The 23,018-nt window shown below is 64.2% G+C and carries 26 protein-coding genes and 1 pseudogene; 12 read left to right on the top strand and 15 right to left on the bottom strand.

What is annotated here, in order from left to right; all coding sequences use genetic code 11:
• Positions 1–4: 4 nt before the first annotated feature.
• The 3 genes from SA190iCDA_RS16890 to rbsD are packed head-to-tail and all read left to right on the top strand — an operon-like array spanning position 5 to position 2,362.
• Entirely contained in the window at positions 5–1,003 is a 999-nt protein-coding gene (locus tag SA190iCDA_RS16890; protein WP_070886522.1) for a LacI family DNA-binding transcriptional regulator, read from the top strand.
• A 49-nt stretch (positions 1,004–1,052) separates the two neighbouring features.
• Entirely contained in the window at positions 1,053–1,961 is a 909-nt protein-coding gene (gene rbsK, locus SA190iCDA_RS16885; protein WP_070886521.1) for a ribokinase, read from the top strand.
• Complete coding sequence (gene rbsD, locus SA190iCDA_RS16880; protein ID WP_070886520.1) at positions 1,958–2,362, top strand: D-ribose pyranase; 405 nt, start codon at positions 1,958–1,960, stop codon at positions 2,360–2,362. Before rbsK ends, rbsD begins: the two co-directional genes overlap by 4 nt.
• 306 nt (positions 2,363–2,668) lie before the next feature.
• On the opposite strand, the gene SA190iCDA_RS16875 is transcribed toward rbsD, so the two are convergent.
• From SA190iCDA_RS16875 to SA190iCDA_RS16850, 6 genes are all read right to left on the bottom strand, one after another.
• Complete coding sequence (locus SA190iCDA_RS16875) at positions 2,669–3,322, bottom strand: HAD family hydrolase (protein WP_070886519.1); 654 nt, start codon at positions 3,320–3,322, stop codon at positions 2,669–2,671.
• The gene (locus SA190iCDA_RS16870; protein WP_070886518.1) at positions 3,322–4,308 is read right to left on the bottom strand and encodes an ABC transporter ATP-binding protein; all 987 of its coding nucleotides are present in this window, start codon (positions 4,306–4,308) and stop codon (positions 3,322–3,324) included. Before SA190iCDA_RS16870 ends, SA190iCDA_RS16875 begins: the two co-directional genes overlap by 1 nt.
• Positions 4,305–5,102 (bottom strand): ABC transporter permease, encoded by a 798-nt coding sequence (locus tag SA190iCDA_RS16865; protein WP_070886517.1) that lies wholly within the window; start codon positions 5,100–5,102, stop codon positions 4,305–4,307. The genes SA190iCDA_RS16870 and SA190iCDA_RS16865 overlap by 4 nt, the downstream gene beginning before the upstream one ends.
• A complete protein-coding gene (locus SA190iCDA_RS16860) occupies positions 5,089–5,937 on the bottom strand; it encodes an ABC transporter permease (RefSeq protein ID WP_070886516.1) in 849 nt (282 codons plus the stop codon). Before SA190iCDA_RS16860 ends, SA190iCDA_RS16865 begins: the two co-directional genes overlap by 14 nt.
• A complete protein-coding gene (locus SA190iCDA_RS16855; RefSeq protein ID WP_070886515.1) occupies positions 5,934–6,740 on the bottom strand; it encodes an alkaline phosphatase family protein in 807 nt (268 codons plus the stop codon). Before SA190iCDA_RS16855 ends, SA190iCDA_RS16860 begins: the two co-directional genes overlap by 4 nt.
• A 138-nt stretch (positions 6,741–6,878) precedes the next feature.
• The gene (locus SA190iCDA_RS16850; RefSeq protein WP_070886514.1) at positions 6,879–7,937 is read right to left on the bottom strand and encodes an ABC transporter substrate-binding protein; all 1,059 of its coding nucleotides are present in this window, start codon (positions 7,935–7,937) and stop codon (positions 6,879–6,881) included.
• Between the two features lie 292 nt (positions 7,938–8,229).
• On the opposite strand from SA190iCDA_RS16850, the gene SA190iCDA_RS16845 reads away from it, so the two are divergent.
• Together SA190iCDA_RS16845 and SA190iCDA_RS16840 are read left to right on the top strand one after the other, a co-directional pair.
• On the top strand, positions 8,230–8,946 hold the full coding sequence (locus tag SA190iCDA_RS16845) for a UTRA domain-containing protein (RefSeq protein ID WP_070886513.1): 717 nt from the start codon (positions 8,230–8,232) through the stop codon (positions 8,944–8,946).
• 462 nt (positions 8,947–9,408) lie between these two features.
• Positions 9,409–10,599, top strand: a complete 1,191-nt coding sequence (locus SA190iCDA_RS16840; protein ID WP_070886512.1) for a sugar transporter — start codon at positions 9,409–9,411, stop codon at positions 10,597–10,599.
• An 18-nt stretch (positions 10,600–10,617) separates the two neighbouring features.
• On the opposite strand, the gene SA190iCDA_RS16835 is transcribed toward SA190iCDA_RS16840, so the two are convergent.
• Together SA190iCDA_RS16835 and SA190iCDA_RS16830 are read right to left on the bottom strand one after the other, a co-directional pair.
• Complete coding sequence (locus SA190iCDA_RS16835; RefSeq protein WP_070886511.1) at positions 10,618–11,163, bottom strand: GNAT family N-acetyltransferase; 546 nt, start codon at positions 11,161–11,163, stop codon at positions 10,618–10,620.
• 66 nt (positions 11,164–11,229) lie between these two features.
• Positions 11,230–11,817: an NAD(P)H-dependent oxidoreductase gene (locus tag SA190iCDA_RS16830; RefSeq protein WP_070886510.1), complete on the bottom strand. Its 588-nt coding sequence runs from the start codon at positions 11,815–11,817 to the stop codon at positions 11,230–11,232.
• 152 nt (positions 11,818–11,969) lie between these two features.
• Between SA190iCDA_RS16830 and SA190iCDA_RS16825 the strand changes: the two genes are divergently transcribed.
• Entirely contained in the window at positions 11,970–12,275 is a 306-nt protein-coding gene (locus SA190iCDA_RS16825) for a putative quinol monooxygenase (RefSeq protein WP_070886509.1), read from the top strand.
• Between the two features lie 84 nt (positions 12,276–12,359).
• Entirely contained in the window at positions 12,360–12,944 is a 585-nt protein-coding gene (locus SA190iCDA_RS16820; RefSeq protein ID WP_070886508.1) for a DUF4157 domain-containing protein, read from the top strand.
• Here SA190iCDA_RS16820 and SA190iCDA_RS16815 read toward each other — a convergent pair.
• Both SA190iCDA_RS16815 and SA190iCDA_RS16810 read right to left on the bottom strand, forming a co-directional pair.
• Entirely contained in the window at positions 12,941–13,309 is a 369-nt protein-coding gene (locus SA190iCDA_RS16815; protein WP_070886507.1) for a DoxX-like family protein, read from the bottom strand. The two genes, SA190iCDA_RS16820 and SA190iCDA_RS16815, sit on opposite strands and share 4 nt — an antisense overlap.
• Positions 13,302–13,727: a thiol-disulfide oxidoreductase DCC family protein gene (locus SA190iCDA_RS16810; protein WP_070886506.1), complete on the bottom strand. Its 426-nt coding sequence runs from the start codon at positions 13,725–13,727 to the stop codon at positions 13,302–13,304. Before SA190iCDA_RS16810 ends, SA190iCDA_RS16815 begins: the two co-directional genes overlap by 8 nt.
• Positions 13,728–14,042: 315 nt before the next feature.
• Between SA190iCDA_RS16810 and SA190iCDA_RS23530 the strand changes: the two are divergent.
• Together SA190iCDA_RS23530 and SA190iCDA_RS23525 are read left to right on the top strand one after the other, a co-directional pair.
• A pseudogene (locus SA190iCDA_RS23530) lies at positions 14,043–14,804 on the top strand (PAS domain-containing protein); the annotation flags it as partial.
• Entirely contained in the window at positions 14,787–15,392 is a 606-nt protein-coding gene (locus SA190iCDA_RS23525) for a methyl-accepting chemotaxis protein (RefSeq protein WP_419203949.1), read from the top strand. The pseudogene SA190iCDA_RS23530 and the gene SA190iCDA_RS23525, both read left to right, overlap by 18 nt.
• A 34-nt stretch (positions 15,393–15,426) precedes the next feature.
• Here the strand turns inward: SA190iCDA_RS23525 and SA190iCDA_RS16800 are convergent, their stop codons facing one another.
• On the bottom strand, positions 15,427–15,864 hold the full coding sequence (locus SA190iCDA_RS16800) for an Lrp/AsnC family transcriptional regulator (RefSeq protein ID WP_070886504.1): 438 nt from the start codon (positions 15,862–15,864) through the stop codon (positions 15,427–15,429).
• 130 nt (positions 15,865–15,994) lie between these two features.
• Between SA190iCDA_RS16800 and SA190iCDA_RS16795 the strand changes: the two genes are divergently transcribed.
• Positions 15,995–16,906, top strand: a complete 912-nt coding sequence (locus tag SA190iCDA_RS16795; RefSeq protein WP_070886503.1) for a DMT family transporter — start codon at positions 15,995–15,997, stop codon at positions 16,904–16,906.
• On the opposite strand, the gene SA190iCDA_RS16790 is transcribed toward SA190iCDA_RS16795, so the two are convergent.
• Together SA190iCDA_RS16790 and SA190iCDA_RS16785 are read right to left on the bottom strand one after the other, a co-directional pair.
• Positions 16,890–17,948, bottom strand: a complete 1,059-nt coding sequence (locus tag SA190iCDA_RS16790) for a hypothetical protein (RefSeq protein ID WP_236100874.1) — start codon at positions 17,946–17,948, stop codon at positions 16,890–16,892. The genes SA190iCDA_RS16795 and SA190iCDA_RS16790 overlap by 17 nt on opposite strands.
• A gap of 96 nt (positions 17,949–18,044) precedes the next feature.
• Positions 18,045–20,048 (bottom strand): peptidase U32 family protein, encoded by a 2,004-nt coding sequence (locus SA190iCDA_RS16785; RefSeq protein ID WP_070886501.1) that lies wholly within the window; start codon positions 20,046–20,048, stop codon positions 18,045–18,047.
• Between the two features lie 184 nt (positions 20,049–20,232).
• Here SA190iCDA_RS16785 and SA190iCDA_RS16780 point away from each other — a divergent pair, with 184 nt between their 5' ends.
• Entirely contained in the window at positions 20,233–20,877 is a 645-nt protein-coding gene (locus SA190iCDA_RS16780; RefSeq protein ID WP_070886500.1) for a UPF0149 family protein, read from the top strand.
• Between the two features lie 9 nt (positions 20,878–20,886).
• Here SA190iCDA_RS16780 and SA190iCDA_RS16775 read toward each other — a convergent pair whose 3' ends face one another.
• Entirely contained in the window at positions 20,887–21,345 is a 459-nt protein-coding gene (locus tag SA190iCDA_RS16775) for a Bro-N domain-containing protein (protein WP_070886499.1), read from the bottom strand.
• A 113-nt stretch (positions 21,346–21,458) separates the two neighbouring features.
• On the opposite strand from SA190iCDA_RS16775, the gene SA190iCDA_RS16770 reads away from it, so the two are divergent.
• The gene (locus SA190iCDA_RS16770; RefSeq protein ID WP_070886498.1) at positions 21,459–21,866 is read left to right on the top strand and encodes a transcriptional regulator; all 408 of its coding nucleotides are present in this window, start codon (positions 21,459–21,461) and stop codon (positions 21,864–21,866) included.
• A 225-nt stretch (positions 21,867–22,091) separates the two neighbouring features.
• Here SA190iCDA_RS16770 and SA190iCDA_RS16765 read toward each other — a convergent pair whose 3' ends face one another.
• Entirely contained in the window at positions 22,092–22,913 is an 822-nt protein-coding gene (locus tag SA190iCDA_RS16765; protein WP_070886497.1) for an HDOD domain-containing protein, read from the bottom strand.
• Positions 22,914–23,018: the final 105 nt, after the last annotated feature.

The following is a 23,018-nucleotide window of genomic DNA, read 5'->3' as shown; positions in this document are numbered from 1 at the left end:
CGTCGTGGCCACCATCAAGGACGTCGCCGCCCGGGCCGGTATTTCCTACACCACGGTGTCACACGTGGTGAACGGAACCCGGCCGGTCAGCGATCCGGTGCGCAGCAAGGTCGAGGCGGCCATCGCCGAGCTGGGCTATGTGCCCAGCGGCGTGGCCCGCTCGCTGCGAGCCCGCGCCACCGGCACCATCGGTTTGCTGGTGCCGAACGCCAGCAACCCGTACTTCGCCGAGCTGGCCCGCGGCATCGAGGACCATGCCGAACGCAACGGCTACAGCGTGATCCTGTGCAATTCCGACGATGACATCGACAAGCAGCTGCGCTACCTGCGCGTGCTGCTGGAGCGGCGCATCGACGGGCTGATCGTCGCCACCGTGGCCAGCGATGCGGCATTCGCCCAGGCGCTGGCGGGCTTGAAGGTGCCGCTGATGCTGGTCGACCGTTCCCTCGATGGCGTGACGGCCGATCGCGTGCAGGTGGATCACGAGCGCGGCGCCTACCTGGCGACACGACACCTGCTCGAACTCGGCCATCGGCATATCGCCTGTATCGGTGGGCCGGCCAGCACCCAGGTGGTCCAGCTGCGCGCGGCGGGCTACCGACGGGCCCTGGCCGAAGCCAACGTCAGGGCGCTGCCGGTGGCCGACTGCGCCTTTACCAGCCCGGCCGGGCACGCGGCGGCCCAAGTACTGCTGGGCGGCGATGACGCGCCAACGGCGATTTTCGCCGGCAACGACATGATCGCCCTGGGCGTGCTGCGCGCCGCTGCCGAACGTAAGATGAACGTGCCGCGGCAGCTCTCGGTGGTGGGCTTCGATGACATCGAAGTCAGTCGCTACCTGCACCCGGCATTGACCACCGTCGGCCAATCCATCGGCCAACTTGGCGAGACCGCGGCTGCGCGGCTGCTGGCGCGTATCCGCACCCCTAGCCTGAGCGCCGAACAGCGACTCATCGAACCCACCCTCGTGCTGCGCGAATCCAGCGCGGCGCCCCTTGTTTGAGCCGGCCTGAGCGCGTGCGCGCTTTGGCGGATTGAGAGGAACACCGGTAATGCACGCGAAAGTAGTTGTGGTGGGCAGCTTGAACATGGACCTGATCGTCCGCACGCCGCGTTTCCCGGTTGGCGGCGAAACGCTGTCCGGCCACGGCTTTGCCACTGCCGCCGGCGGCAAGGGCGCCAACCAGGCCGTGGCCGCGGCGCGCCTCGGCGCCAAGGTGGCGATGGTCGGCTGCGTGGGCGACGACGCCAATGGTGCCGAGCTGCGCGCCGGCCTGCTTGCCGAAGGCATCGACTGCAGCGGCGTGGCGACGGTGCCCGGTGTGGCCACCGGCATCGCGACGATTCTGGTCGACGACGCCGGCCAGAACGCCATCGTCATCGCGGCGGGCGGCAACGGCGAAATGACCGCCGAGCGCCTGGCCGACCATGATGGGTTGCTGGAGAAAGCCGATATCGTCATTGCCCAGCTGGAAGTGCCCATGGCCACGGTCGAGGCCACCTTGGCCCGCGCTCACGCGCTGGGCCGCACGGTGATCCTCAACCCGGCACCCGCCGTTGGGCCATTGCCGGAAAGCTGGTACAGCCTGATCGACTACCTGATTCCCAACGAGAGCGAAGCCGCGCTGCTGACCGGTATCGCTGTCGACTCGCCGCGCAGCGCGCTGCAGGCCGCGGAAACACTGTTGGCCAGTGGCGCCCGCCGCGTACTGATCACCCTCGGCAGCCAGGGCGTTTTCTACGCCGATGGCGAGCGCCATCTGCACCTGCCGGTCGAGCCTGTGGTGGCGGTCGACACCACCGCCGCCGGTGACACCTTTGTCGGTGGGTTCGCTGCCGGGCTGGCCGAAGGCATGCCGCTGGAAAGCGCTATCCGCCTCGGCCAGCAAGCTGCCGCCCTGGCCGTCACCCGGCCGGGCGCACAGCCCTCCATCCCTCATCGCCACGAGTTGCCCGCATGAAGAAGACGCCACTGCTCAACGCCGAACTCTCCGCCGCCATCGCTCGCCTGGGCCATGGCGACATCATCGTCATTGGCGACGCCGGCATGCCGGTACCCGCAGGTACGCCATGCATCGACCTGGCGCTGACCGCCGGTGTACCGGACTTCGTCACCACCTTGCAGGTGGTGCTCAGCGAGATGCAGGTGCAAGGCCATCTGCTGGCGAGGGAAACCCTGGAGGTGGCGCCACTGGCGCTCGGAGCCATCGAGAAACTGAGCGCAGAAGGCGAGCTGGGCGAGCGCCAACTGGTCAGCCATGACGAGCTCAAGGTCGCCTGTGCCAAGGCTCGTGTGCAGATTCGTACCGGGGAGTGCCGGCCTTACAGCAATATCGCGTTGATTGCGGGTGTGACGTTCTAAGAGGCGGTTTACGATCTTCTTTAACGGCGCCACTTGGGTAGCATCAAGGCAGCAGCGGACATCCTTGCTTTACCTGTGGGAACGGGTGGGGGCGCCTAGTCCATGCCCGTGGCTTTTTTCGCGGGCATGGCCCGCTCCCACAGATAAACCATTCCATAGGGCTCAGTTCGTAGGGTGGACGAGGCTTCACCTACGCGGCCCGACCCGTCCACCGCTCTGCAATCGCAACGGTGGATGAAAAAAAGCGCCATCCACCCTACGGGGCGAACGGCCGCTACCGCCACATTGCTGTTATCGACCTCTGCCTCAACTCCAGCTCAGAATCGGCCAGCCCTCCCGTTCGGCATGCTCGCGCAGCACCGGGTCGGGGTTCACCGCGTGGGGGTTGTCGACCCGCTGCAGCAGCGGCAGGTCGTTGCGTGAGTCGGAGTAGAAGTGGGCGCCGTCCAGGCTTTCGCCGTTTTCTTCGAGCCAGGCATGCAGGCGGGTGACCTTGCCCTCGCGGTAGGTCAGCACGCCCGTGGTCTTGCCGCTGTAATGGCCGTATTCCTCGTGCAGGTCGATGGCCAGTACCTCGTTGACCTTCAGGCGTTCGGCAATGGCGCTGACCAGAAAATGCGCCGAGGCGGAGATGATCAGGATGCGGTCGCCGGCCTCGCGATGGTTGGCCAGGCAGCGGGTGGCGTCGCTGAAGAAGATCGGCTCGATCACGTCTTCCACGAAGGGCTCGACCACGAAGGCGACTTCTTCGGGCGTGCGCCCCACCAGCGGCGACAGGCTGAAGGTCATGTAGTCCTCCATGGCCAGTTTGCCTTCGGCGTACGCCGCCATCAGTTGGTGATCCTTGGCGATGAAACTCTCGCCGTCGACCCAGCCCAGGGTGGCCATGTGTTCGCTCCACAGGCTGGCGCAGTCGCCGTTGATCAGGGTTTCGTCGAGATCGAAAATTGCCAGGGCCATCAAGCTACCTCTCGCACGGCATTCGCCGCGATATCCAGTGAGATGGGCTGGCCGTTGGCGTGCAGGTCGTCGGCGCTACGGTTGAGCACGTCGACCAATAGTTCCACGCCGCCGGCGTCCACCCGGTAGCGGATGATATTACCGAGCAGGGCGTGGCTGCGAATGGTGGCGCTGATCGGGCCCTTGCCGAGCACGATGGCTTCCGGGCGAATCGCCACCTGGCTGCTCACCAGGCGGCCGAGCAGGCGGCTGGCGGTGGGCGCGTCGAGCAGGTTGTAGTTGCCGATGAAACCGGCGGCGAAGGCGTCGGCCGGCGCGGTGTAGAGGGTTTCCGCGTCGCCGCTCTGGACGATGCGCCCGGCGTTCATCAGGAAGATGCGGTCGCTCATGACCAATGCCTCTTCCTGATCGTGGGTAACGAAAATCGTCGTCAGGCCAAGCTCCTGCTGGATGCTGCGGATCTGCTCGCGCAGGTGCTTGCGGATGCGCGCATCGAGGGCCGACAGCGGTTCGTCGAGCAGCAGCAGGCGCGGGCGGGTGACCAGCGAGCGGGCCAGGGCGACGCGCTGGCACTGGCCGCCGGACAGCTGATGCGGGTAGCGGCCGGCGAAGTCGCCCAGCTCGACCATCGCCAAGGCTTCCTGCACACGGGCGGCGGATTGTTCCTTGCCGACCTTCTGCATGCGCAGGCCGAAGGCGACGTTCTGGGCGGCAGTCATGTTAGGGAACAGCGCGTAGCTCTGGAACACCATGCCGATGCCGCGCTTCTGTGGCGCGAGCGGCACCAGGTCTTCGCCACCGAGCAGGATCTTGCCGCCGTTGACCTCGGTAAGGCCGGCGATGCAGCGCAGCAGGGTGGATTTGCCGCAGCCGGACGGGCCGAGGAGGGTGACGAACTCGCCCTGTTCGATCTCGGCGTTGATGTCGCTGAAGATCGCGGTGCCGCCGTAATTCTTGTGCAGGTTCTGGATGCTCAGGAAGCTCATGCCTTGTCCCTGTTCAGTCGATTGGCCGCCCAGGTGAACACCAGGACGAAAAAGAAGTAGGAGATCACCAGGGCGCTGTTGAAGTGGCCGCTGCTGTTCTTCATGTTGTTGAGGTACACCTGCAGGGTCTCGTAGCGCGTGCCGACCAAGAGGTTGGCGAACACGAATTCGCCGAACAGGAAGCTGAAGGACAGGAACAGCGACACCATCAGGCCCTTGCGCAGGTTGGGCAGCACCACCAGAAAGGCGGCCTTCCAGGTGCTGGCGCCGAGCAGGTGGGCGGCGTCCATCAGGTCGCGCAGGTTGATGGCCTGCAGGTTGTTGGTGATGGCTCGGTACATGAACGGCAGGGCGATGGTGAAGTAGCAGCCGATCAGGATCCACGGCGTGCCGACCATGGCCAGCGGACCGGAGCCGTAGAGCTGCAAGAGGCCGACGGCGGACACCACCGGCGGCACGGCGAACGGCAAGAGGATCAGCACGTTCATCACCGCATCGAGTTTCGGGAAGTGGTAATGCACCACGAACAGCAGCGGCAGGATCAGCACCACCGACAGTGCCAGGGCGCCGAAGCAGACCAGCAGCGACTGGGCGAAGGCCTTGAGAAAGCGCGGCTCGCCCCATAGCTCGAGGTACCACTTGAAGGTCAGCCCGTCCGGCAGGATGGTCGCCGACCAACTGGTGGCCAGGGAGTAGAGCAGGGTGCCGGCCAGGGGCAGCAGCAGGATCAGAAACAGCAGCCAGACCACCACGCGGTGGTAGAGACCGGCCCCCGGGGCATCAGCGCGGGACATGGTAGCTCCTCCTCAGCAGCAATTGATGGATGAGGGTGATCGCCGCCATCAGACCGACCAGGATCATCGCCAGGGCGCTGGCCATGTGCGGGTCGAGGGAGATGTCCCCGGAAATCATCGCGGCGATACGGATCGGCAGCACGTTGAAGTTGCCCGTGGTCAGGTAGTACACCGTGGCGTAGGCGCCCAGGGCATTGGCCAGCAGGATCACGAAGGTGCCGAGCAGCGCCGGGGTCAGTACCGGCAGGCCGATGTGCCGCCAGAAGTCCCAGGTGCCGGCGCCGAGCAAGGCAGCCGACTCGCGCCAGTCCTGGCGCAGGGCGTCGAAGGCCGGGTAGAGCAGCAGCACGCCGAGGGGAATCTGGAAGTAGGTGTAGAGCACGATCAGGCCGTTCTTGGAGTACAGGTTGAAGCTGTCGATCAGCCCGGCCTGGATCAGCAGCAGGGTCAGCGCGCCGTTGAAGCCGAGCAGGATGATGAACGCGAATGCCAGGGGCACGCCGGCGAAGTTGCTGGTCATGTTGGAAAAGGCGATCACGAAGTCGCGCAGCTTCGAATCCACCTGGCGCAGCGAGTAGCTGCCGATGATGGCGATCAGCATGCCGAACACGCTTGACCAGAAGGCGATCTGCAGGCTGTGCTTGACCGCCTGCATGTAGAACTTCGAGGCGAAGGCCTTCTCGAAATTGCCCAACCCCCAGCCATCCGGAGTGTTCAGGCTGTTGAGCGCGACCCACACCAAGGGCGCGATCTGGAAGGCGATAAAGAACACCGCGAAGGGCAGCAGGCACAGCAGGGCCAGCCATTTGCCGCGCGGCTTGTGGGTGGCGCTCATCGCAGCAGCTCCCGGCACAGAGGTTTGTCATGGGCCACGCCGAGCAGCTCGCAGATGGTGCCGCACAGCTCCAGCTGTTTCGGCGCGGCGGCTTCGCTGAGGCTGAAGGCATCGCCGAGCACGAACAGCGGCACTTCGCGTTCTTCGGGCAGCAAGCCATTGTGGGAGCGGTCGTCGTTCATGCCGTGGTCGGCGGTCACCAGCACCTGATAACCGGCGTCCAGCCAGCCTTGCAGGTAATTGGCCAGCAGGATGTCGGCGACCCGCGCAGCATTGCGGTACCCGCTGCTGTTCAGGCCGTGCTTGTGGCCGGCGTCGTCGATGTTCATCGGGTGCACCAGCAGAAAGTCCGGCGCATGGGCCAGGCGTAGGCTCTCGGCATCGTCGAACAGGTGCGAGCCCGGGTAGTGGTCAAGGTAATAGAAATGCCCGTGCTGGATCGGCAGCTCGGCATCGCTGGTATGCCGATCGCGGGCCGCCACGAAGGGCGCGCGGTTATACAGCTCACTTATCCAGTGGTAGGCCGCGGCTGCGGTGCTCAGCCCGGCGGCGCGAGCGTAGTGGAACACGCTGCGCTCGCTGCTCAGGCGCACCACGTTGTTGTGCACGACGCCGCTGTCGATGGGCGTCACGCCAGTGAGAATGCACTCGTAGAGCGGCCGTGACAGCGATGGTAGTTCGCACTCGAGTTTGTACAGCGCAGCACGGCCAGCGGCGCGATACGCCTGCAGGTGGCCGAGCGCATGCCGAGCGACCTCGAAATTGAGGCCGTCGAGAATGACGAGGATGACCTTGGACGGCATGGGTAATCCTGGGTTGAGAAGATCGTAAGCGTAGGGTGGACGACGCTTCATCCGTCCACCATTTCACGAGCGCAATGGTGGATGAAAAAACGCCATCCACCCTACATGCCACGTAGCGGATGGATGCGGTGTCCCGAATCACTCCATATTGATGATCACGTTTTCCTGCCACTGCTGCGGCAGTGCCTTGGAGGTCGCTTCCCAGGCGGCGGCATCCTTGATCGGCTTGACCTTGGCGTACTGCTCGTTAGGCAGCAGCTTGGCTTGCACCTCGGCCGGCAGGGTCAGGTGCTCGGCGCGGATCGGACGGGCGTTGCCCTTGGCCAGGTTGATCTGCCCGGCATCGCTGAAGATGTACTCGCGGGTCAGCTTGGCGGCGTTGGGATGCTTGGCGTATTTGTTGATGATGGTGGTGTAGCCGGAGATCACCGAGCCATCGGACGGGATCAGCACCTCGAAGCGGTTCGGGTCGATCTGGTCGCGGTAGGAGAGGCCGTTGAAGTCCCAGACGATGCCAACTTCCACCTCACCTTTTTCCAGGGTCTGGATGGTCGGGTTGGCGAGCGACAGGCGACCCTGCTCGGCAATCTCGGCGAAGAAATCCAGGCCCGGCTGGATGTTCTTCTCGTCGCCGCCGTTGGCGATGGCGGCGGCCAGAACGCCGTTGACCGCCTGGGCGGCCGCGCTGACGTCGCCGATGGCCACGCGGTACTTGCCGGTCTTCAGGTCGGCCCAGCTTTTCGGCACGTCCTTGACCAGCTGCTTGTTGACGATAAAGGCAATCGAGCCGGTGTAGGCGAGCGCCCAGTGGCCGTCCTTGTCCTTGGCCCACTCGGGAATCTGCTCCCAGGTACTGGGCTTGTAGGGCTGGGTCACGCCCTGCTGCACGGCGATGGGACCGAAGGCGGCACCCACGTCACCGATGTCGGCGCTGGCGTTGTCCTTCTCGGCGGCGAACTTGGCGATTTCCTGGGCCGAGCTCATGTCGGTGTCCATGTGCTTGAGGCCGTACTTGTCGCTCAGGTCCTGCCAGGTGTCCTTCCAGTTGGCCCAACTGTCCGGCATGCCGACGCTGTTCACGGCGCCTTCTTTGCGTGCGGCCTGTTCCAGTGCAGTCAAGTCCGTGTCGGCGGCCATGGCGTGGGAAGCCAGAGCGATGGCGCTGCCCATCAGCGATGCCAGTAGCAGTTGTTTCATTGGAAACTCCTTTGCGATGCGAGGTTGGTCTAGATCAGCAAGAGCCAAGCCAATGTAGGCGCTGCCAATGACAGTTTTGTGTCGACGGGGTCGGATACCCATCACTGGCGTTGCGCTAGAGAGCGTAGACCAGCCCAAGGCATTGAATTGCCTGGCATGGCCCCTGCTTGCAGCCTGGCTGTCATCTGCCGGTCATGGTGCTTGCCTAGCCTGGGCGGCAAGAGGTGCGGCGTAGAGATGGCCGCAACATGCCCCGTGATGGGGCTGGTCTAGTCCAAAAGGAATCAGGGTGATGCGCGATGACACGCCGCGGGCCGTTACCACCATCTGCCGCGCGCTGCAGGAACAGATCGAACACGGCCTACTGCCCGCCGGCTGCAAACTGCCGGCCGAGCGCCGCCTGAGCGATCTGTTCGACACCACCCGGATCACCCTACGCGAGGCACTGGGGCAGCTGGAGGCCCAGGGGCTGGTGTACCGCGAGGAGCGCCGCGGCTGGTTCGTGTCGCCGGCGCGGGTGGCCTACAACCCGTCGGTACGCACCCACTTCCACGCCATGGTCGCCGAGCAGGGGCGGGTGCCGGCCACCGAGGTGCTGAGCGCCCGGCTGATGCCCGCCAACGCGCAGATCTGCCAGGTGCTGGGCCTGTCGGGGCTGTCGAGCGTCTACCAGATCCGCCGCGCGCGGCGCATCGATGGGCGGCTGGTGCTGTATGTCGAGCATTACCTCAACCCGAGCTACTTTCCCGGCATTCTCGACTATGACCTGACCCGCTCGCTCACCGAGTTGTACGCCAGCCAGTACGACATACGCTACGGCCGCGTGCGCTTCGACATGGTGCCCACGGCCCTGCACGCCGACGCTGCTGCCGCGCTCAAGGTCGCCGCCGGCAGCCCGGCGCTGCGTATCACCCGGGTCAACCGCGACCAGCACGGCCGGCTGATCGACTGCGACCTCGAATACTGGCGCCACGATGCGATTCATATCAGCGTGGAGGTGCCGGATTAGGGCTGGTAAGTGGCGGAAGCAGCCGCAAGCTGCAAGCTCCAAGCTACAGGTTAAAAGCAGTCCGCATTGCTCTCTCTTGTTCTTGCAGCTTGAGGCCTGCGGCTTGAAGCTCAATGTCCGCTTCTGCCTTGAAGCTGCCACTTCCCACGCTCATAGACAGCAACCGATGATCGTTCTGAAGACCGGCCGTCGCCCATCCAATCAGCACCTTCCCGAGCGTATTGTTCAGCCGCCAGGCCGTGCGTAGAATCGCCGCCGCAGGTCATCCCATACCTATAATTTTCCGCACCCCGCATCGCAACTCCCAGCGTCCGCCGCTTCGGGAGCGCGAGCTGCCGGGTGCGTGTTCGTCAGGTATGGGTCTTACATTTTTCCCGTTCGCTTCCTACCGCGCTCGCTGCCATCCGGCTTCGGGCGACTGGCCGTTGTAGTCAGCGTTCCCCAAAGGTGGATATCAGCGGAATGAACACACCGGAAAGAGCGCACAGCGGCAGCTGGCTGAGCGTGATCGCCTTGGCGCTCGGCGCCTTCATCTTCAATACCACTGAATTCGTGCCGGTGGGCTTGCTGAGCCAGATCGGCTATAGCTTCGAGATGACCACCGCCAGTGTTGGCCTGATGCTGACCATCTATGCCTGGGTGGTGGCGCTGGCGTCGCTGCCGCTGATGCTGCTGACCCGTAATATCGAGCGACGCAAGCTGCTGGCCTTCGTGTTCGTGCTGTTCATCGCCAGCCATGTGCTGTCCGGCGTCGCCTGGAACTTTACCGTGCTGGTGGTCAGCCGCATCGGCATCGCCCTGGCCCACGCGCTGTTCTGGGCGATCACCGCCTCCCTGGCGGTGCGCGTAGCACCTGAAGGCAAGCAGGCGCAGGCCCTTGGCCTGCTGGCCACCGGCAGTGCGCTGGCCATGGTGCTGGGCATTCCCCTGGGCCGGGTGATCGGCGAGGTGCTGGGCTGGCGCACCACCTTTACGGTGATCGCCGTGGTAGCGGGCGTCGTGGTGCTGTGCCTGATGAAGAACCTGCCCCTGCTGCCGAGCCAGAACTCCGGTTCGCTGCGCAGCCTGCCGGTACTGTTCAAGCGCCCGGCGCTGGTCACCGTGTACGTGCTGACTGCGCTGGTGATCACAGCGCACTTCACTGCGTATACCTACATCGAGCCGTTTGCGCTGGAAGTTGCAGGCATCGCCGCCGACATGGTCACCGTATTGCTGCTGCTGTTCGGTTGCGCCGGGATCATCGGCTCCATCCTGTTCAGCCGCTACAGCGGCCGCTTTCCGCGTGGTTTCGTGATCGCCGCGATAACCGTGCTGAGCCTGTGCATGCTGCTTCTGTTGCCCGTGGCCCGCGAGCACGCCTACCTGGCGACCCTGAGCGTGGTGTGGGGTATTGCCATGATGTGCTTCGGCCTGGCACTGCAGGCCAAGGTGCTGAACCTCGCCTCGGACGCCACCGATGTGGCCATGGCGCTGTTCTCCGGCATCTTCAATATCGGCATCGGCGGTGGCGCCTTGCTCGGCAGCGTGGTGAGCAGCCAGCTGGGCGTGGCCAATGTCGGCATCGTCGGCGGCCTGCTGGGTATCGGTGGCCTGCTGCTGTGCTGCGTGACCACCTACCGCTTTTCCCGCCCGCTCAAGGTGCAGCCGCTGTAAGGCGCAGGCCAGCAGATTTCAGGTCTGCTGGTTTAGCCATTCATCCCGGCTGAGCGCCCAGGTTTGGGACGGTAGCCGGCCGCTGACGTAATGGCTTTCGCCGGTCTCTATCAACCGCATGCCCTCACGCTCGGAGATGCGCTGCGACGCCGTGTTGGCCACCGCCTTGGGCACCTGCATCAGCGGGCGTTGCAGCACCTCGAACCAGTAGCGATTGACCGCCACGCAGGCCTCGCTCATCAGGCCCTGCCGTTGCCAGGCTGGCGCTATCCAGAAGCCGCGATTGTTGCCGGGCGTATCCATCAGGCTGATCACGCCGATCACCCGCGCGGGCTCGGCGCCGGGCCGCAGCGTCCAGTGCCATTCCCGGCCGGCAGCCATGGCGGGCAGGGCGACATCGCGCAGATAGACGAGCGCCCCATCGGCCGGGTAGGGCCAGGGCACCTGGGCATTGAGGTAGCGCACCACCTCCCATTGGCCGAACAGCGGCTGGATCTGCTCGGCGTCTGCCAGTTGCAGGGGCTGCAACAGCAGGCGCGGGGTATGGAGGCTGGGGATGGGCATAGGGGCAATCCATGGCGAGGCGGAGCGGCCGATAGTGCCGGTCGCCGCCCCGTTTGTCATGCCGGATCAGGCGCTCTGCAGGACGCGCGCCAGGTGCTCGCGGTAGCGCTGCACGTCACGCTCGACATCCGGGCGCTTCATCACGTCCACGCACAGGAAGGTCGGCAGGGCGCTCATGCCCAGGAACTGCTGGGACTTGTGGAAGGGGAAGTAGACCGCATCCACGCCCTTGCCCTCGAAGAAATCGCTGGGGTCGTCGAAGGCCTGCTGCGGGGCGTTCCAGGTCAGCGACAGCATGTACTGCTTGCCATGGATCAGGCCACCGCTGCCATACTTCTGCGAGGCATCGGAGCGGGTGCGACCATCGCTGGCGTACAGGCTGCCGTGGCCTTCGGTGAAGACTTCATCGATGTACTTCTTGACGATCCACGGCGCGCCCATCCACCAGCCCGGCATCTGGTAGATCACCACGTCGGCCCAGAGGAATTTCTGCACTTCCTCGGCGACGTCGTAGCCGGCGTCGATTTCGGTGGTCTTGAACGCGATACCGGCCTGATCGAGAAACGCGGCGGCGGTGTCGTGCAGGGTGCGGTTGAGGCGGCCATCGGAGTGGGCGAATTGCTTGCCGCCGTTGAGGAGCAGGATGTTTTTCATGGAGGTCTCGGTAACTGATTGAATGGGCTCAGGTTACGGCTTCGCGCGCAGGTGAAAAATACCGGCAGGGGCAAATTACTTTTGACTGAAATGCATGAATGTAATGCGTTTGCCTGCGGTACGGTGCGGCAGTACCCACCCAGGAGACGCCCATGTACGGTTTCATTCTTCACGCCCATACCCGCCCGGAGCAGGCCGATGCGTTCGAGCAGCTGTTTCGCGCCTATGTCGAGCCCAGCCGCGCCGAGCCTGGCTGCATCGAGTACCACATGCTGCGCGATGCCAGCGATCCGACGCTGTTCATCTTCTTCGAGGTCTGGCAGTCCAGAGAGCACTTGGCGGTGCACACGGCGCTGCCCCATATGCGCGATTTTCATGAGCGGTGCATGGCGTACCTGAGTCGCGATTTCGAGATTCGTGAAATCGAGATGCTCAGCCCGTCATCGTCTGGCGCGTAGGCAATTGGCTTTACCCGGCGGCAGGGCTGGACAACCGCAGCGGCTGGCGCCATGGTCGCGTCTTTGTCTGATCGAGAGCGTTAGATGTCCAGACGGGTTCTGCTGTACGTGTTGCTGACGGTTTTTCCGCTGCCTGCCGCCTTGGCCTGCGCGCCGGGTGAAACCCGGGTGTGCCTGGGCGGCTGCATCTGCGTGCCGGACCCCAACGGCGTGCTTGGCCCGATGCAGGAGCGCGCCGGCACCATCACCGCCGCCGCGCTGGAAGGCTGGATCCTGCGTTCGCGCGAATCGGCGGCGCGCCAGGGTATCCTGCCGATTCCGCCGCAGATCCGCCAACAGCTGCTGCCGTTCTACGCCGCCGAACTGCTCGATGCGGTGCGTTACAAGGTCGGCGACCTGGACGAGCTGAGCGCCGCCCGCAACGTGATGCAGAACCCGGATATCCAGGCGGTCACCCTGATCGACATCATCGTGTTTCGCGATGCGCGGATGGCCGAGCAGGATGCCGCGCTGTGGGCCCACGAACTGCTGCACGTGCAGCAGTACCGGGAATGGGGCACGGCGGGCTTTGCGGCGCGATACAGCCGCGACTTCAATGCCGTCGAGGCGCCGGCCTATCGGCGTCAGGCCGAAATCGCGCGGCTCCTGCGCGAGCAGGAAGGCCGTTAACGCGGCATCGGCTGCGCCGGGTGTCCGCGCAGGGCGATCACGCCGAGCACCAGGCCGGCCAGGTTCAACGTCAGCGGGTTGAACGCCTGGGTCAGCAATGCGGGCGCGAAGACCGCCACATCCACCAGCAGCACCAGCAACGCCACCTGCGCCACGTAGAGCGGCCAGCGCTGCTGGCGCAGCAGCATGATGAGCAGCCCCAGCAGCACCTCGCCCGCACCCGCCAACGCAAGCAGGCCATGGGGCAAGCCATGGGCGTCGAGCAGCTGCAGTTCGGTGGCGTCCCGCAGCAGCAGCTTGGGCACCAGCCCGTGGTAGATGAAGATCGCCGCCAACGCCAGGCGCGCCAGCCGGGCGTCAGTCATGCAGGAAACGCTCGCGGTCTTCCGGGCGCGGCACCGGGCAGTGGTCGTGGCGGCCGAACAGGCGGTAGCGATTGCGGGCGATGGGGTCGTAGGCCCAGTCGAGCAGGCGGCGTGGTATGACGCGCGCCACCGTCGCCCAGCGCCAGGGTGCCGGCAACTGGCCGAGGATGGCCAGAATGGCGTCGCTGCGCTGCAGGGCCCGGTCGCCCTCGACATAAAGAAGGGTGTCGAAGTGATCCAGCGGCATGCCGAACCACGCCAGAATCGCCTGGCCCTGGGGCGACTGCACGCTGCACAGCTTGAGCTTGCCGGCGCGGTCATAACGAATCAGAAAGCGGCTCCAGCCGTTGCACAGCTTGCACACGCCATCGAACAGCACGACGCGATCACCGGCCTGCAGGTGGGGTGGGTAAGCCATGGATTTTCTCCACGCGGATGATCGCGCCAGAGTAACGCAACCGAGTCCTTAGAGCCGGTATTTTGCCGACGTGCCACGCTGCAGGCGCTGCGTGATCAGGGCTAGGCCGGGGAACCCGAGCACCGGCAGCCTCGCCGTAAAGCCTGCACTTCACCTGAGCGGCACTGCCAATTTGCCTTCGGATCCGCCCGGTCTTGCGAGCGGCATATTTTTGCCTGCAAACCCCCGTGACCCGTTACCTACCTCTATGCTTGATGGCAGAGTGGTGTGCAATCTTGCGGCTGGACGGCCCTCAATAAATCGCCAGGGCAGCCGATGACTTTCAACGTGATTGCCTTCTGGAGAGAGAGCATGTTCGGTAACCAGTGGAAAAAAGAATTGCAGGCCAAGGATGCCGAACTGTCGTTGCTCCGACAGCTGTATCAGGGCATCGAGACCGAGATGATCATGCTGACCATCGATGCTGATCGCCGGATCATCGATTCCAACGCCAACTTCTCACGGTTCGTGGGCTATGGGCCCGAGCAGCTGGTCAATCGGCCGATGAGCGACATCGTGCCGGCGTACGTAAAGAACCTGCCGTGTTTCAAGAATTTGAGCGAGGCCATTCGCACCGGGCACTCGGTGCGCGATCGTTACCGATTCCTGCGCGCCGACGGCGCACTGGTGTGGCTGCAGGCGTGCTGGCAGCCGGTGGTCGATGAGCGCGGTGCGGTCCATCGCATTCAGTGCATTGGTAGCGAGATCACCGAAACCATGAACCGCGCCCGTGAGAACGAGGATTTCATCAACGCCTTGCTGCGCTCCACCGCGGTGATCGAGTTCGATCTCAGTGGCCATGTGCTGACCGCCAATGATCAGTTCCTGCATGCGATGGGCTACAGCCTGGAGCGCATCAAGGGCAAGCACCACGGCATGTTCTGCGACCCGCAGGAAGCCCACTCGGTCGACTACAAGCACTTCTGGGAACGCCTGAACCGTGGCGAGTTCGTGGCCGGGCGCTTCAAGCGCGTCGACAGCCACGGCCGCGTGGTATGGCTGGAAGCGACCTACAACCCGGTGCACGATACCCAGGACAAACTCTACAAGGTGGTGAAGTTCGCCACCGTGATCACCGACCAGGTCAACCGCGAAGACGAGGTCAACGAGGCAGCGGGAATCGCCTACGGCATTTCCCAGCAGACCGACACCACCGCCCAGCGCGGTGCCCAGGTGGTCACCGATACCGTGCAGACCATGCAGCGCATCTCCGAACAGATGGGCTCGGCCTCCGAGGGCATCGAGGCCCTGGGCAAGCAGTCGGTTTTGATCAGCACCATGGTGCAGACCATCGGCAGCATCGCCCAGCAGACCAACCTGCTGGCGCTCAACGCTGCCATCGAGGCCGCCCGTGCCGGTGAGCAGGGGCGCGGTTTCGCGGTGGTCGCCGACGAGGTCCGGCAGTTGGCCAGCCGCACCAGCAAGGCCACCGAGGAGATCGTCGGCGTGGTGCAGGAAAACCAGAAGCTGGTCGATGCTGCGGTGCGCGACATGGCCAGCAGCCGCCAGCAGGCCGAGGCGGGCCTGGAGCTGGCCAACCAGGCCGGCGACGTGATCGTCGAGATTCGTCAGGGCGCCAAGCAGGTGCTCGGCGCCGTGGAGCGCTTTGCCAGCCAGTTGAAATAAAGCCGGCCGTGATGGCGAGTCGTGCGTCTCGTCATCACGCCATGGGCGGCAGCCGTCGCTTCACCGTGGTCTTCTTGACGATGGCCGTATTGGTCAGGGCATAGACGTTGATATGGTCGAGTATTTCGTCCAGCTGTTCCATCGAGCGCACATGCAGCCGGGCGATAAAGCAGTCCTCGCCGGTGACCTTGTCGCACTCGGTGAACTGCGGCGTGGCCTGGATCTGCCGTTCCACCTCATGCAGCTGGCCGGGTAGCGGGCGAATGCGCACGATGGCCTGCAGCTGGTAGCCGAATGCGCGCGGGTCGACCTCTACGCCATAGCCTTTCAGTACCCCTTTTTCCTCAAGCTTGCGCAGCCGCTCCGCCACGCTCGGCGAGGACAGGCCGCTGATGTGTGCCAGGGCCTTGAGCGAGCGGCGCGAGTCTTCGGTCAGGGCCGCGATCAGCTGCTGGTCGATTTCATCGATCATATTGGCTCCAAAGGTGATTCCGGTTTTCTGCCTTGATAGTAAAGGCGGAATGCCCTTTCCGCCTCTCTTTCGCCATGGAGCGCCATCGCGCCGCTTGCCATAATTCGTGCCTCACTGAAGGAGCACGATGATGGACAAGCAGATTCACAGAGGCACGCTGGAAATGGTCGCCGCCATGCTGATTTCCGGCACCATCGGCTGGTTCGTTCTGCTGTCCGGCTTGCCGGTTCTGGAGGTGGTGTTCTGGCGCTGCGTGTTCGGCGCCCTGACTTTGCTGGTGGTCTGCGCCATGCTGGGCTTTCTGCGCCCGGGCCTGCTCAGCCGCTATACCGCAATGCTGGCGGTGGTCAGTGGAGTGGCCATCGTCGGCAACTGGTTGCTGCTGTTCGCGTCCTATTCCCGCGCCTCGATCGCCATCGGCACCGCGGTCTACAACGTGCAGCCGTTCATGCTGGTGATCCTGGCGGCGCTGTTTCTCGGCGAAAAACTGACCCTGCAGAAGCTCGCCTGGTTGTCGATCTCGTTTCTCGGCATGCTGGCCATCGTCAGCGCCCACGGCAGTGCGGGGCAGGGCGGTGGTGACTACCTGGTGGGCATCGCCTTCGCCCTGGGCGCCGCCTTTCTGTACGCCGTGGCCGCCCTGCTCATCAAGAAGCTCAAGGGCGTGCCACCGCATCTGATCGCGCTGATCCAGGTCAGCGTTGGCGTGCTGATGCTGGCGCCGCTGGCCGATTTCACCACGCTGCCCCAGGGCCAGCAGACCTGGGCGATCCTGCTCACCCTCGGTGTGGTGCATACCGGCGGCATGTACGTGCTGCTGTACGGCGCCATCCAGAAGCTGCCCACGGCGCTGACCGGCGCGCTGTCGTTCATCTACCCGATCGCGGCGATTGCGGTGGACTGGGTCGCCTTCGATCACCAGCTCGGTGCGCTGCAGTGGCTGGGCGTGGCGGCCATCCTGTTGGCGGCTGCGGGGATGCAGCAGGGGTGGAGCTTGCGTGTGCGCTGGAGTACTGCACGCCGGCTCAATCCGAAGCCTTGACCACCATCTTGATAAAGCGCGACGGCACCTGGATCAATTGCTTGCCTTCCTTGTCGAGCTTGAACAGCAGGCTGTCGCCCATCAGCCAGACCACATGGACGTCTGTCAGGGAACACTGGTTATCGAAGGCCAGGGCCTTTTGCGCATCGCTGTCGCAATAGCTGCTATCCAGAATGATGCGCTCGGCCTGGTAGTTGCCCAGGCCGATGGCGCGCACGGTTTTGTCTGGCAGAGTGGTGAGAAGGCCGCTGTAGAAGGCGATCAGCAGGGCGAAGAAGGTGGCGAAATGCAGGGTGAAGCTCCAGCCGGCGATGAAGCCGGTGGCACAGAGACCTGCAATCAAACTGATCAACAGTGGCGTGCCATAGACGACACAAGCTTGAAGCAGGCTGTTGTCGATACCGTCAATGCCGGCCGACGCATCGAGAATGATGCGAACGCTCAGGAATGCAACGATTACGGTTGGAAGGTAAGCCGACCACATGTAGCGCAGGAAGCTGTAGCTGCGCAGCTCCAGCAGCTTTTGAAGCAGCAAACCTGCAAGTAGGGTCATCAGTGCAGGAATCAGAAATATGGCTGGTTGGAAGAGCGAGGTGTACGAGAACGCCACATACATTGCACATAGCGCGCTGAACGCAAAGGGGGCGACATATATAAGACCCAGCAGAATGCTAATGAACCGGAAGCTCTGCTTGCCGTTGGCTGGTCTTACATAGCGCAGGTCCTCCTTGATCGGTGGCGAGTTGACGAACCCGTAATGGAGCCAGGCGCCTGGCACTACTAGCAGAAGTACATAAGTGCCTATCAGCACGAAACCAAGTACCGCGGCGGCCAGCAGCAGTGAGGAGAACTGGAACAGGTCGAAGGTCGGGTAGAAACCGTGCCGATTGAAGTAGAGCAGGAATATCGCGAAGCCGAACAATGGCGGGCAGAACTTGGCAACGGGGGAAGCGTAGCGGCTGAGAAAACGCTGCGAACGATCGATGACCAGATCGATCAGCTCGTCGCTGTCCATCGAGGGTTTATCCAGCCAACGTGTCATGCGGCTACTTCCTTGTAGGCGAGGGGACTGGGGCCCGTCAGTGGGCCCCTATGCTGCGGTTCTTGGCTGAAGCGCTGAGGGTGGCGTGGCCGAGGGTCAGTGCGGCGCCTGCCGGCGCGCCGTTTTCAGCAGGTCTTCCGGGCTGATATGGCCGACCACCTGGGTGGCGGCGCTGCCCGGCTGGGGCAGGTCGAGGATATGGCCTTTCATCTTGCCGATCACGTGCATCTCGCAGGGTTTGCAGTCGAACTTCAGGGTCAGCACCTCGTCGCCATGCACCAGCTGCATCGGCGCCACCTTGGTCTTCACGCCGGTGACGCCCTTGGCCTGCTTGGGGCACAGGTTGAAGGAGAAGCGCAGGCAGTGCTTGGTGATCATCACCGGCACCTCGCCTTCTTCTTCGTGGGCCTCGTAGGCGGCGTCGATCAGTTGCACGCCATGGCGGTGGTAGAACTCGCGGGCCTTGTGGTTGTACACGTTGGCCAGGAACGACAGGTGCGACTCGGGGTACACCGGCGGCGGGTTGCTCTCGGCCTTGCGCCCGCCACGCGGGTGGGCGGCGACGCGGGCTTCGGTCAGTGCCTCGATGGCTTCGCGGCGCAGGCTTTTCAGCTGCGAGTTGGGCACGAAGAACGCCTGGGGCGCGTCCAGCTGCACGCCCTGGGCGTGGTAGATGGTGGTGCCCAGTTGAGTGAGCAGGTCGCGCAGGCCGTCGAGGGCCTGTTCCGGCTTGTTGGCGGGGCCGAAGGGGCCGGCCAGGCTGACGCTGGTGCTGATGCCTTCCTCGCTGGTGGCGGTCAGCTTCAGGCGCTCTTCGCGCAGCTCGACTTGCCACTGGATGCCGATGCGCCGCTCCGCCGAGGTCTTCTGCAGCGCCTGCTGCCAATTGTGATCCAGGTTGCGGCTCAGTGGGTGGTTGGGGCGCAGGCGGAACATGCCGGCCGGCATTTCGTTGGGCTCGACGCGGTAGCGGTAGCGCTTCTCACCGTCTTCCTCGAACTCACCTTTAAGTTCCGCGACGTTGGCGCGGAAACCGACCACCTCGCGCTTGACCAGCACGTTGAGGCCGTCGCCGTTGGACAGCGGCTCATGGGTGACGGCGATCAGGTCGCGCTTGTTCACCTTCTCGACGTGACCCACAGAAAGCCCGGTGAAGGTCGGCGAGTCGAAGGCGCCGATATCCACCTTGCGCTCGGTGACGAAGTAGTCGGTGCTGCCGCGGTGGAAGGTCTTGTCCGGGTCGGGCACGAAGAAGTGCGCGGTACGGCCGCTGGAGGCGCGGGCCAGGTCCGGGCGGTCTTCGAGGATGGCATCGAGCTCGCGGCGGTAATGGGCGGTGATGTTCTTCACGTAGGCCACGTCCTTGTAGCGGCCCTCGATCTTGAACGAGCGCACGCCGGCCTCGACCAGCGCGCGCAGGTTGGCGCTCTGGTTGTTGTCCTTCATCGACAGCAGGTGTTTCTCGTAGGCGATCACGCCGCCTTTCTCATCCTTGAGGGTGTAGGGCAGGCGGCAGGCCTGCGAGCAGTCGCCGCGGTTGGCGCTGCGCCCGGTCTGCGCGTGGGAGATGTTGCACTGGCCGGAGAAGGCTACGCACAGCGCGCCGTGGATGAAGAACTCGATGGCGGCATCGGTTTCATCGGCGATGGCGCGGATTTCCTTCAGGTTCAGCTCGCGGGCCAGCACCAGCTGGGAGAAGCCGGCCTGGTCGAGAAACCTGGCGCGGCCCAGGGTGCGGATGTCGGTCTGGGTGCTGGCATGCAGTTCGATGGGCGGGATGTCCAGGTCCAGCACGCCCAGGTCCTGCACGATCAGCGCGTCCACGCCCGCGTCGTAGAGCTGGTGGATCAGCGCGCGCGCCGGCTCCAGCTCGTCGTCATGCAGGATGGTGTTGATGGTGGTGAAGATGCGTGCGTGGTAGCGGTGGGCGAACTCCACCAGCCTGGCGATATCGCTCACCTCGTTGCAGGCGTTGTGCCGGGCACCGAAGCTCGGGCCGCCGATGTAGACGGCGTCGGCGCCATGCAGGATGGCCTCGCGGGCGATCTCGACATCGCGGGCAGGGCTGAGCAGTTCCAGGTGGTTCTTGGGCAAGGACATGGTTTTTCTTTATAGGCAGCGAGGGGCTACAGGCGCTGCAGCGGCCCTCTGGGGCACGGTTAGGCGCGCATTGTAGCGGGCCATCGCCGCCTCGGCACCCGCGATGTGCCGGACGGCTGGCGAGGCTGTCGGCGGCCGGCCATCTGTGGGAAAGTAGCGGCCTTTTTTCAGAGGGGCGTTTGCGATGGATAACAGAGGGCTCGAGAAGCTCGATCAGTTGTTGCTCGAGTACGGCAACGACGACTCGATTCTTTCCGCCAGCGAACTGGACGGCTATTTCGCGGCCATCGTGTCCGGGCCTCGGCAGATCGACCCCGGCACCTGGTATCCGCACATCTGGGCCGAGCAACTGCCCAAGTGGGCGAACGAGAAGGAAGGCGAGCGCTTCACCAAGCTGGCCGTGGAGCTGATGAGCGAAGCCGCCTACATGCTCGGCGAGGAGCCGGACGACTACGAGGCCATCTTCCTGGCCGACGACAATGGCAAGGGTGAGAAGCTGATCGTGTCGCAGTGGTGCGCGGGTTACCTGCGCGGCGCCCAGGTGGCGGGCTGGATCGACGCCGAGCTGCCCGATGAGCTTGAGGCCGCGCTGGCGAGCATCCTCGTGCACGGTAGCGAGGATGGGGTTGATATGCTCAACGCGATGTCCGATGCGGAGTACGACGTGTCGGTCGCCATGGTGGAACCTGCCGCTGTGGAACTCTATCAGTATTGGCAGCAGCACCTGGAGCCGGTGCTGCCGATACGCCGCGACGAGGCCAAGGTCGGCCGTAACGACCCGTGCCCCTGCGGCAGCGGCAAGAAGTACAAGCAGTGCTGCGGTCACTGACGGAGCGGATTACGAGGAAGTCTTGCGTTGCGCGACCTTTATGGGGTCTTCACCATTACCGAACAGCTTTACCGCGTCCTGCATCGACAACCACCAGTCGTCCTGCCAGTGCAGCAGTTGCAGGTGATGGTCTTTGGTGGCGAGCTGGTGGCGCTGTGGTTTCGCTGAATGATCGAGCTGCGATGTTAAAACGATCCTGCACAGCCAGTCATACAGTCGTTCGGCACGGCTCGGAGGGCTGTTATGACTCAGTTGCAGAACGTTGCGCAAGTCGATCATCGCCCGCGGCGACTGCTCATTGCCGAACAGAATACCACCCGGGTTGCAGTGGTAAAGCAGCGCGGCCTGGCTGTCCGAATACTGCAGGGCTGAACAGATGGTATCGGCGGAAAACCAGAGGCGCCCATCGGCACCGTTGCGAACGGCAACATGCTGTCCTTCGAATTGGAATGACCACACCTTGTTCATGACGCCTCCCTGTGCATTATCTGCATCGTGCTAGCTGTCATGAAATCATGAATTTCATTTATAATTCAACCGTATGTTCAATCTAGCATGGAAGCGGAATTTAACGTCCGCCCATGACCGAGAAAACCGAATTTGCCCAGCGCCTGCGCGACGCCATGCTCGCCGCCGGCTACCCTGATCGTCCCGCCGTGCTGGAGCGGGAATTCAACTCCCGCTACTGGGGGCGTTCGGTGACGTTCCAGGCCGTGTCGCGATGGCTGCGCGGCCAGGCCATTCCCTCCCAGGACAAGTTGCAGGTGCTGGCCGACTGGCTGCGCATCGAACCCCAGGCGCTGCGTTTCGGCGAGCGCGCGGCCATGGCGGTGCGCGAGCAGCGTGGTCGCTGGGAAGACCCCCAGTTCTACCCGGAGCGAGAGGCCATCGAAGCCTTTCTGGCCCTGCCTGCCGCGCAGCGCAAGGTGGTGCGCGATGTGATCATGACCTTCGCGCAGACAGCCAAGCAGCCGAATGCGTCCGAGTAGGGATCATGTGGTCTGCAACGTGAAATGCCTGCGGCCCGTGCAGTGGGCACGCCAGTCAGCCGAACATTAGGGGCAAGGGCGTAGCGCCCACTGGCGGCAACGATGCCGCCATCGCTGGACAGGCAGCACCAGGGGATGGCGCGGTGCCTGGGTTGGAAACGGGCCGCTGGCGTCATCACCACGGCCCGCTGATCATTTGCCGGAGTCCAGCCGCCTCCCGCCGGCCTAGTTCAACAGCTCGCCAAATGCCTTGTCCGCCTCCAGCACGGCGGGCAGTGCCTCGAACAGCTTGGCCAGGTCGACTTCCTCGAACAACGGGCCGTCCAGGTGCTGTTTGCCTTCATCGCTCAGGCCGTGGGCCTCGAGGCTTTCCTCGACGTGGATGGCCTGGGCCACCAGGCGCGCGTACTGCCCGCCATCGGGCGCCTGGGCAGGTTTGCCCTGGTAGGCGATGGCGTTCTGGATCAGCTTCGGCAGCTGCCAGCGGCGCGCCAGCTCGGCGCCCACCTCCGGGTAGCCGAAGCCCAGCTGCAGGGTTTCCTCGGCGGCCTGGGCCGCGGCTTCACGGTGCGGGTGACGGTTCAGGCGGCGGGCGAAGTCCGGGGCGCCACTCTGGATCAGCAGCTCGCCGATGTTGTGCATCATCCCGCAGGTGAAGGCGGCGTCCGCGTCCAGCTTGAGTTGCTTGGCCAGGGCGCGGGAAATGCTTGCCACGCGGAAGCTGCGCAGCCAGAAGCCCTTGAGGTCGAAGCCGGTGTCGACCTTGAAGGCGCCGGTCATGGCCGAGGCCAGCACCAGGGTGCGCAGGGTGTTGAAACCCAGGCGCATGGCGGCATCCTCGACGCTGCTGGCGTCGCGCGAGCCGCGAAAGCGCGCCGAGTTGGCCAGGCGCAGCACCTTGGCGGCGATCACCGGGTCGCGCTCGATATTGCGTGCCACGCTTTCCAGGTTGGTGGAGGGGTTGTCGAATTGCTGGATCAGGTCCTGGGCGACCTTGGGCACGCTGGGCAGGGTATGCAGTTCGGCGAAGAGGCTGGCGATATCCATATGAGGCTCCTGGGGAAAATCCGGCGGACTATATGGAGTTTCAGCATAGCCGCGCTGATGGCGCGTGCCAGGCCTCGAACTGGGTTTTTCGCGGCGCCGGGCAGT

Origin of the sequence: Pseudomonas argentinensis, assembly GCF_001839655.2 — a bacterium.
GTDB classification, from domain to species: domain Bacteria; phylum Pseudomonadota; class Gammaproteobacteria; order Pseudomonadales; family Pseudomonadaceae; genus Aquipseudomonas; species Aquipseudomonas argentinensis_B.
Note: the sequence above shows the minus strand (reverse complement) of the source record. Positions and strands in the feature narration are given on the sequence as shown.

Bases quoted from the DNA above. Each gene is read 5' to 3' on its own strand.
- rbsK (WP_070886521.1), top strand. From the start codon at position 1,053: ATGCACGCGAAAGTAGTTGTGGTGGGCAGCTTGAACATGGACCTGATC.
- rbsD (WP_070886520.1), top strand. From the start codon at position 1,958: ATGAAGAAGACGCCACTGCTCAACGCCGAACTCTCCGCCGCCATCGCT.
- SA190iCDA_RS16875 (WP_070886519.1), bottom strand. From the start codon at position 3,322: ATGGCCCTGGCAATTTTCGATCTCGACGAAACCCTGATCAACGGCGAC.
- SA190iCDA_RS16870 (WP_070886518.1), bottom strand. From the start codon at position 4,308: ATGAGCTTCCTGAGCATCCAGAACCTGCACAAGAATTACGGCGGCACC.
- SA190iCDA_RS16865 (WP_070886517.1), bottom strand. From the start codon at position 5,102: ATGTCCCGCGCTGATGCCCCGGGGGCCGGTCTCTACCACCGCGTGGTG.
- SA190iCDA_RS16860 (WP_070886516.1), bottom strand. From the start codon at position 5,937: ATGAGCGCCACCCACAAGCCGCGCGGCAAATGGCTGGCCCTGCTGTGC.
- SA190iCDA_RS16855 (WP_070886515.1), bottom strand. From the start codon at position 6,740: ATGCCGTCCAAGGTCATCCTCGTCATTCTCGACGGCCTCAATTTCGAG.
- SA190iCDA_RS16850 (WP_070886514.1), bottom strand. From the start codon at position 7,937: ATGAAACAACTGCTACTGGCATCGCTGATGGGCAGCGCCATCGCTCTG.
- SA190iCDA_RS16845 (WP_070886513.1), top strand. From the start codon at position 8,230: ATGCGCGATGACACGCCGCGGGCCGTTACCACCATCTGCCGCGCGCTG.
- SA190iCDA_RS16840 (WP_070886512.1), top strand. From the start codon at position 9,409: ATGAACACACCGGAAAGAGCGCACAGCGGCAGCTGGCTGAGCGTGATC.
- SA190iCDA_RS16835 (WP_070886511.1), bottom strand. From the start codon at position 11,163: ATGCCCATCCCCAGCCTCCATACCCCGCGCCTGCTGTTGCAGCCCCTG.
- SA190iCDA_RS16830 (WP_070886510.1), bottom strand. From the start codon at position 11,817: ATGAAAAACATCCTGCTCCTCAACGGCGGCAAGCAATTCGCCCACTCC.
- SA190iCDA_RS16825 (WP_070886509.1), top strand. From the start codon at position 11,970: ATGTACGGTTTCATTCTTCACGCCCATACCCGCCCGGAGCAGGCCGAT.
- SA190iCDA_RS16820 (WP_070886508.1), top strand. From the start codon at position 12,360: ATGTCCAGACGGGTTCTGCTGTACGTGTTGCTGACGGTTTTTCCGCTG.
- SA190iCDA_RS16815 (WP_070886507.1), bottom strand. From the start codon at position 13,309: ATGACTGACGCCCGGCTGGCGCGCCTGGCGTTGGCGGCGATCTTCATC.
- SA190iCDA_RS16810 (WP_070886506.1), bottom strand. From the start codon at position 13,727: ATGGCTTACCCACCCCACCTGCAGGCCGGTGATCGCGTCGTGCTGTTC.
- SA190iCDA_RS16800 (WP_070886504.1), bottom strand. From the start codon at position 15,864: ATGATCGATGAAATCGACCAGCAGCTGATCGCGGCCCTGACCGAAGAC.
- SA190iCDA_RS16795 (WP_070886503.1), top strand. From the start codon at position 15,995: ATGGACAAGCAGATTCACAGAGGCACGCTGGAAATGGTCGCCGCCATG.
- SA190iCDA_RS16790 (WP_236100874.1), bottom strand. From the start codon at position 17,948: ATGACACGTTGGCTGGATAAACCCTCGATGGACAGCGACGAGCTGATC.
- SA190iCDA_RS16785 (WP_070886501.1), bottom strand. From the start codon at position 20,048: ATGTCCTTGCCCAAGAACCACCTGGAACTGCTCAGCCCTGCCCGCGAT.
- SA190iCDA_RS16780 (WP_070886500.1), top strand. From the start codon at position 20,233: ATGGATAACAGAGGGCTCGAGAAGCTCGATCAGTTGTTGCTCGAGTAC.
- SA190iCDA_RS16775 (WP_070886499.1), bottom strand. From the start codon at position 21,345: ATGAACAAGGTGTGGTCATTCCAATTCGAAGGACAGCATGTTGCCGTT.
- SA190iCDA_RS16770 (WP_070886498.1), top strand. From the start codon at position 21,459: ATGACCGAGAAAACCGAATTTGCCCAGCGCCTGCGCGACGCCATGCTC.
- SA190iCDA_RS16765 (WP_070886497.1), bottom strand. From the start codon at position 22,913: ATGGATATCGCCAGCCTCTTCGCCGAACTGCATACCCTGCCCAGCGTG.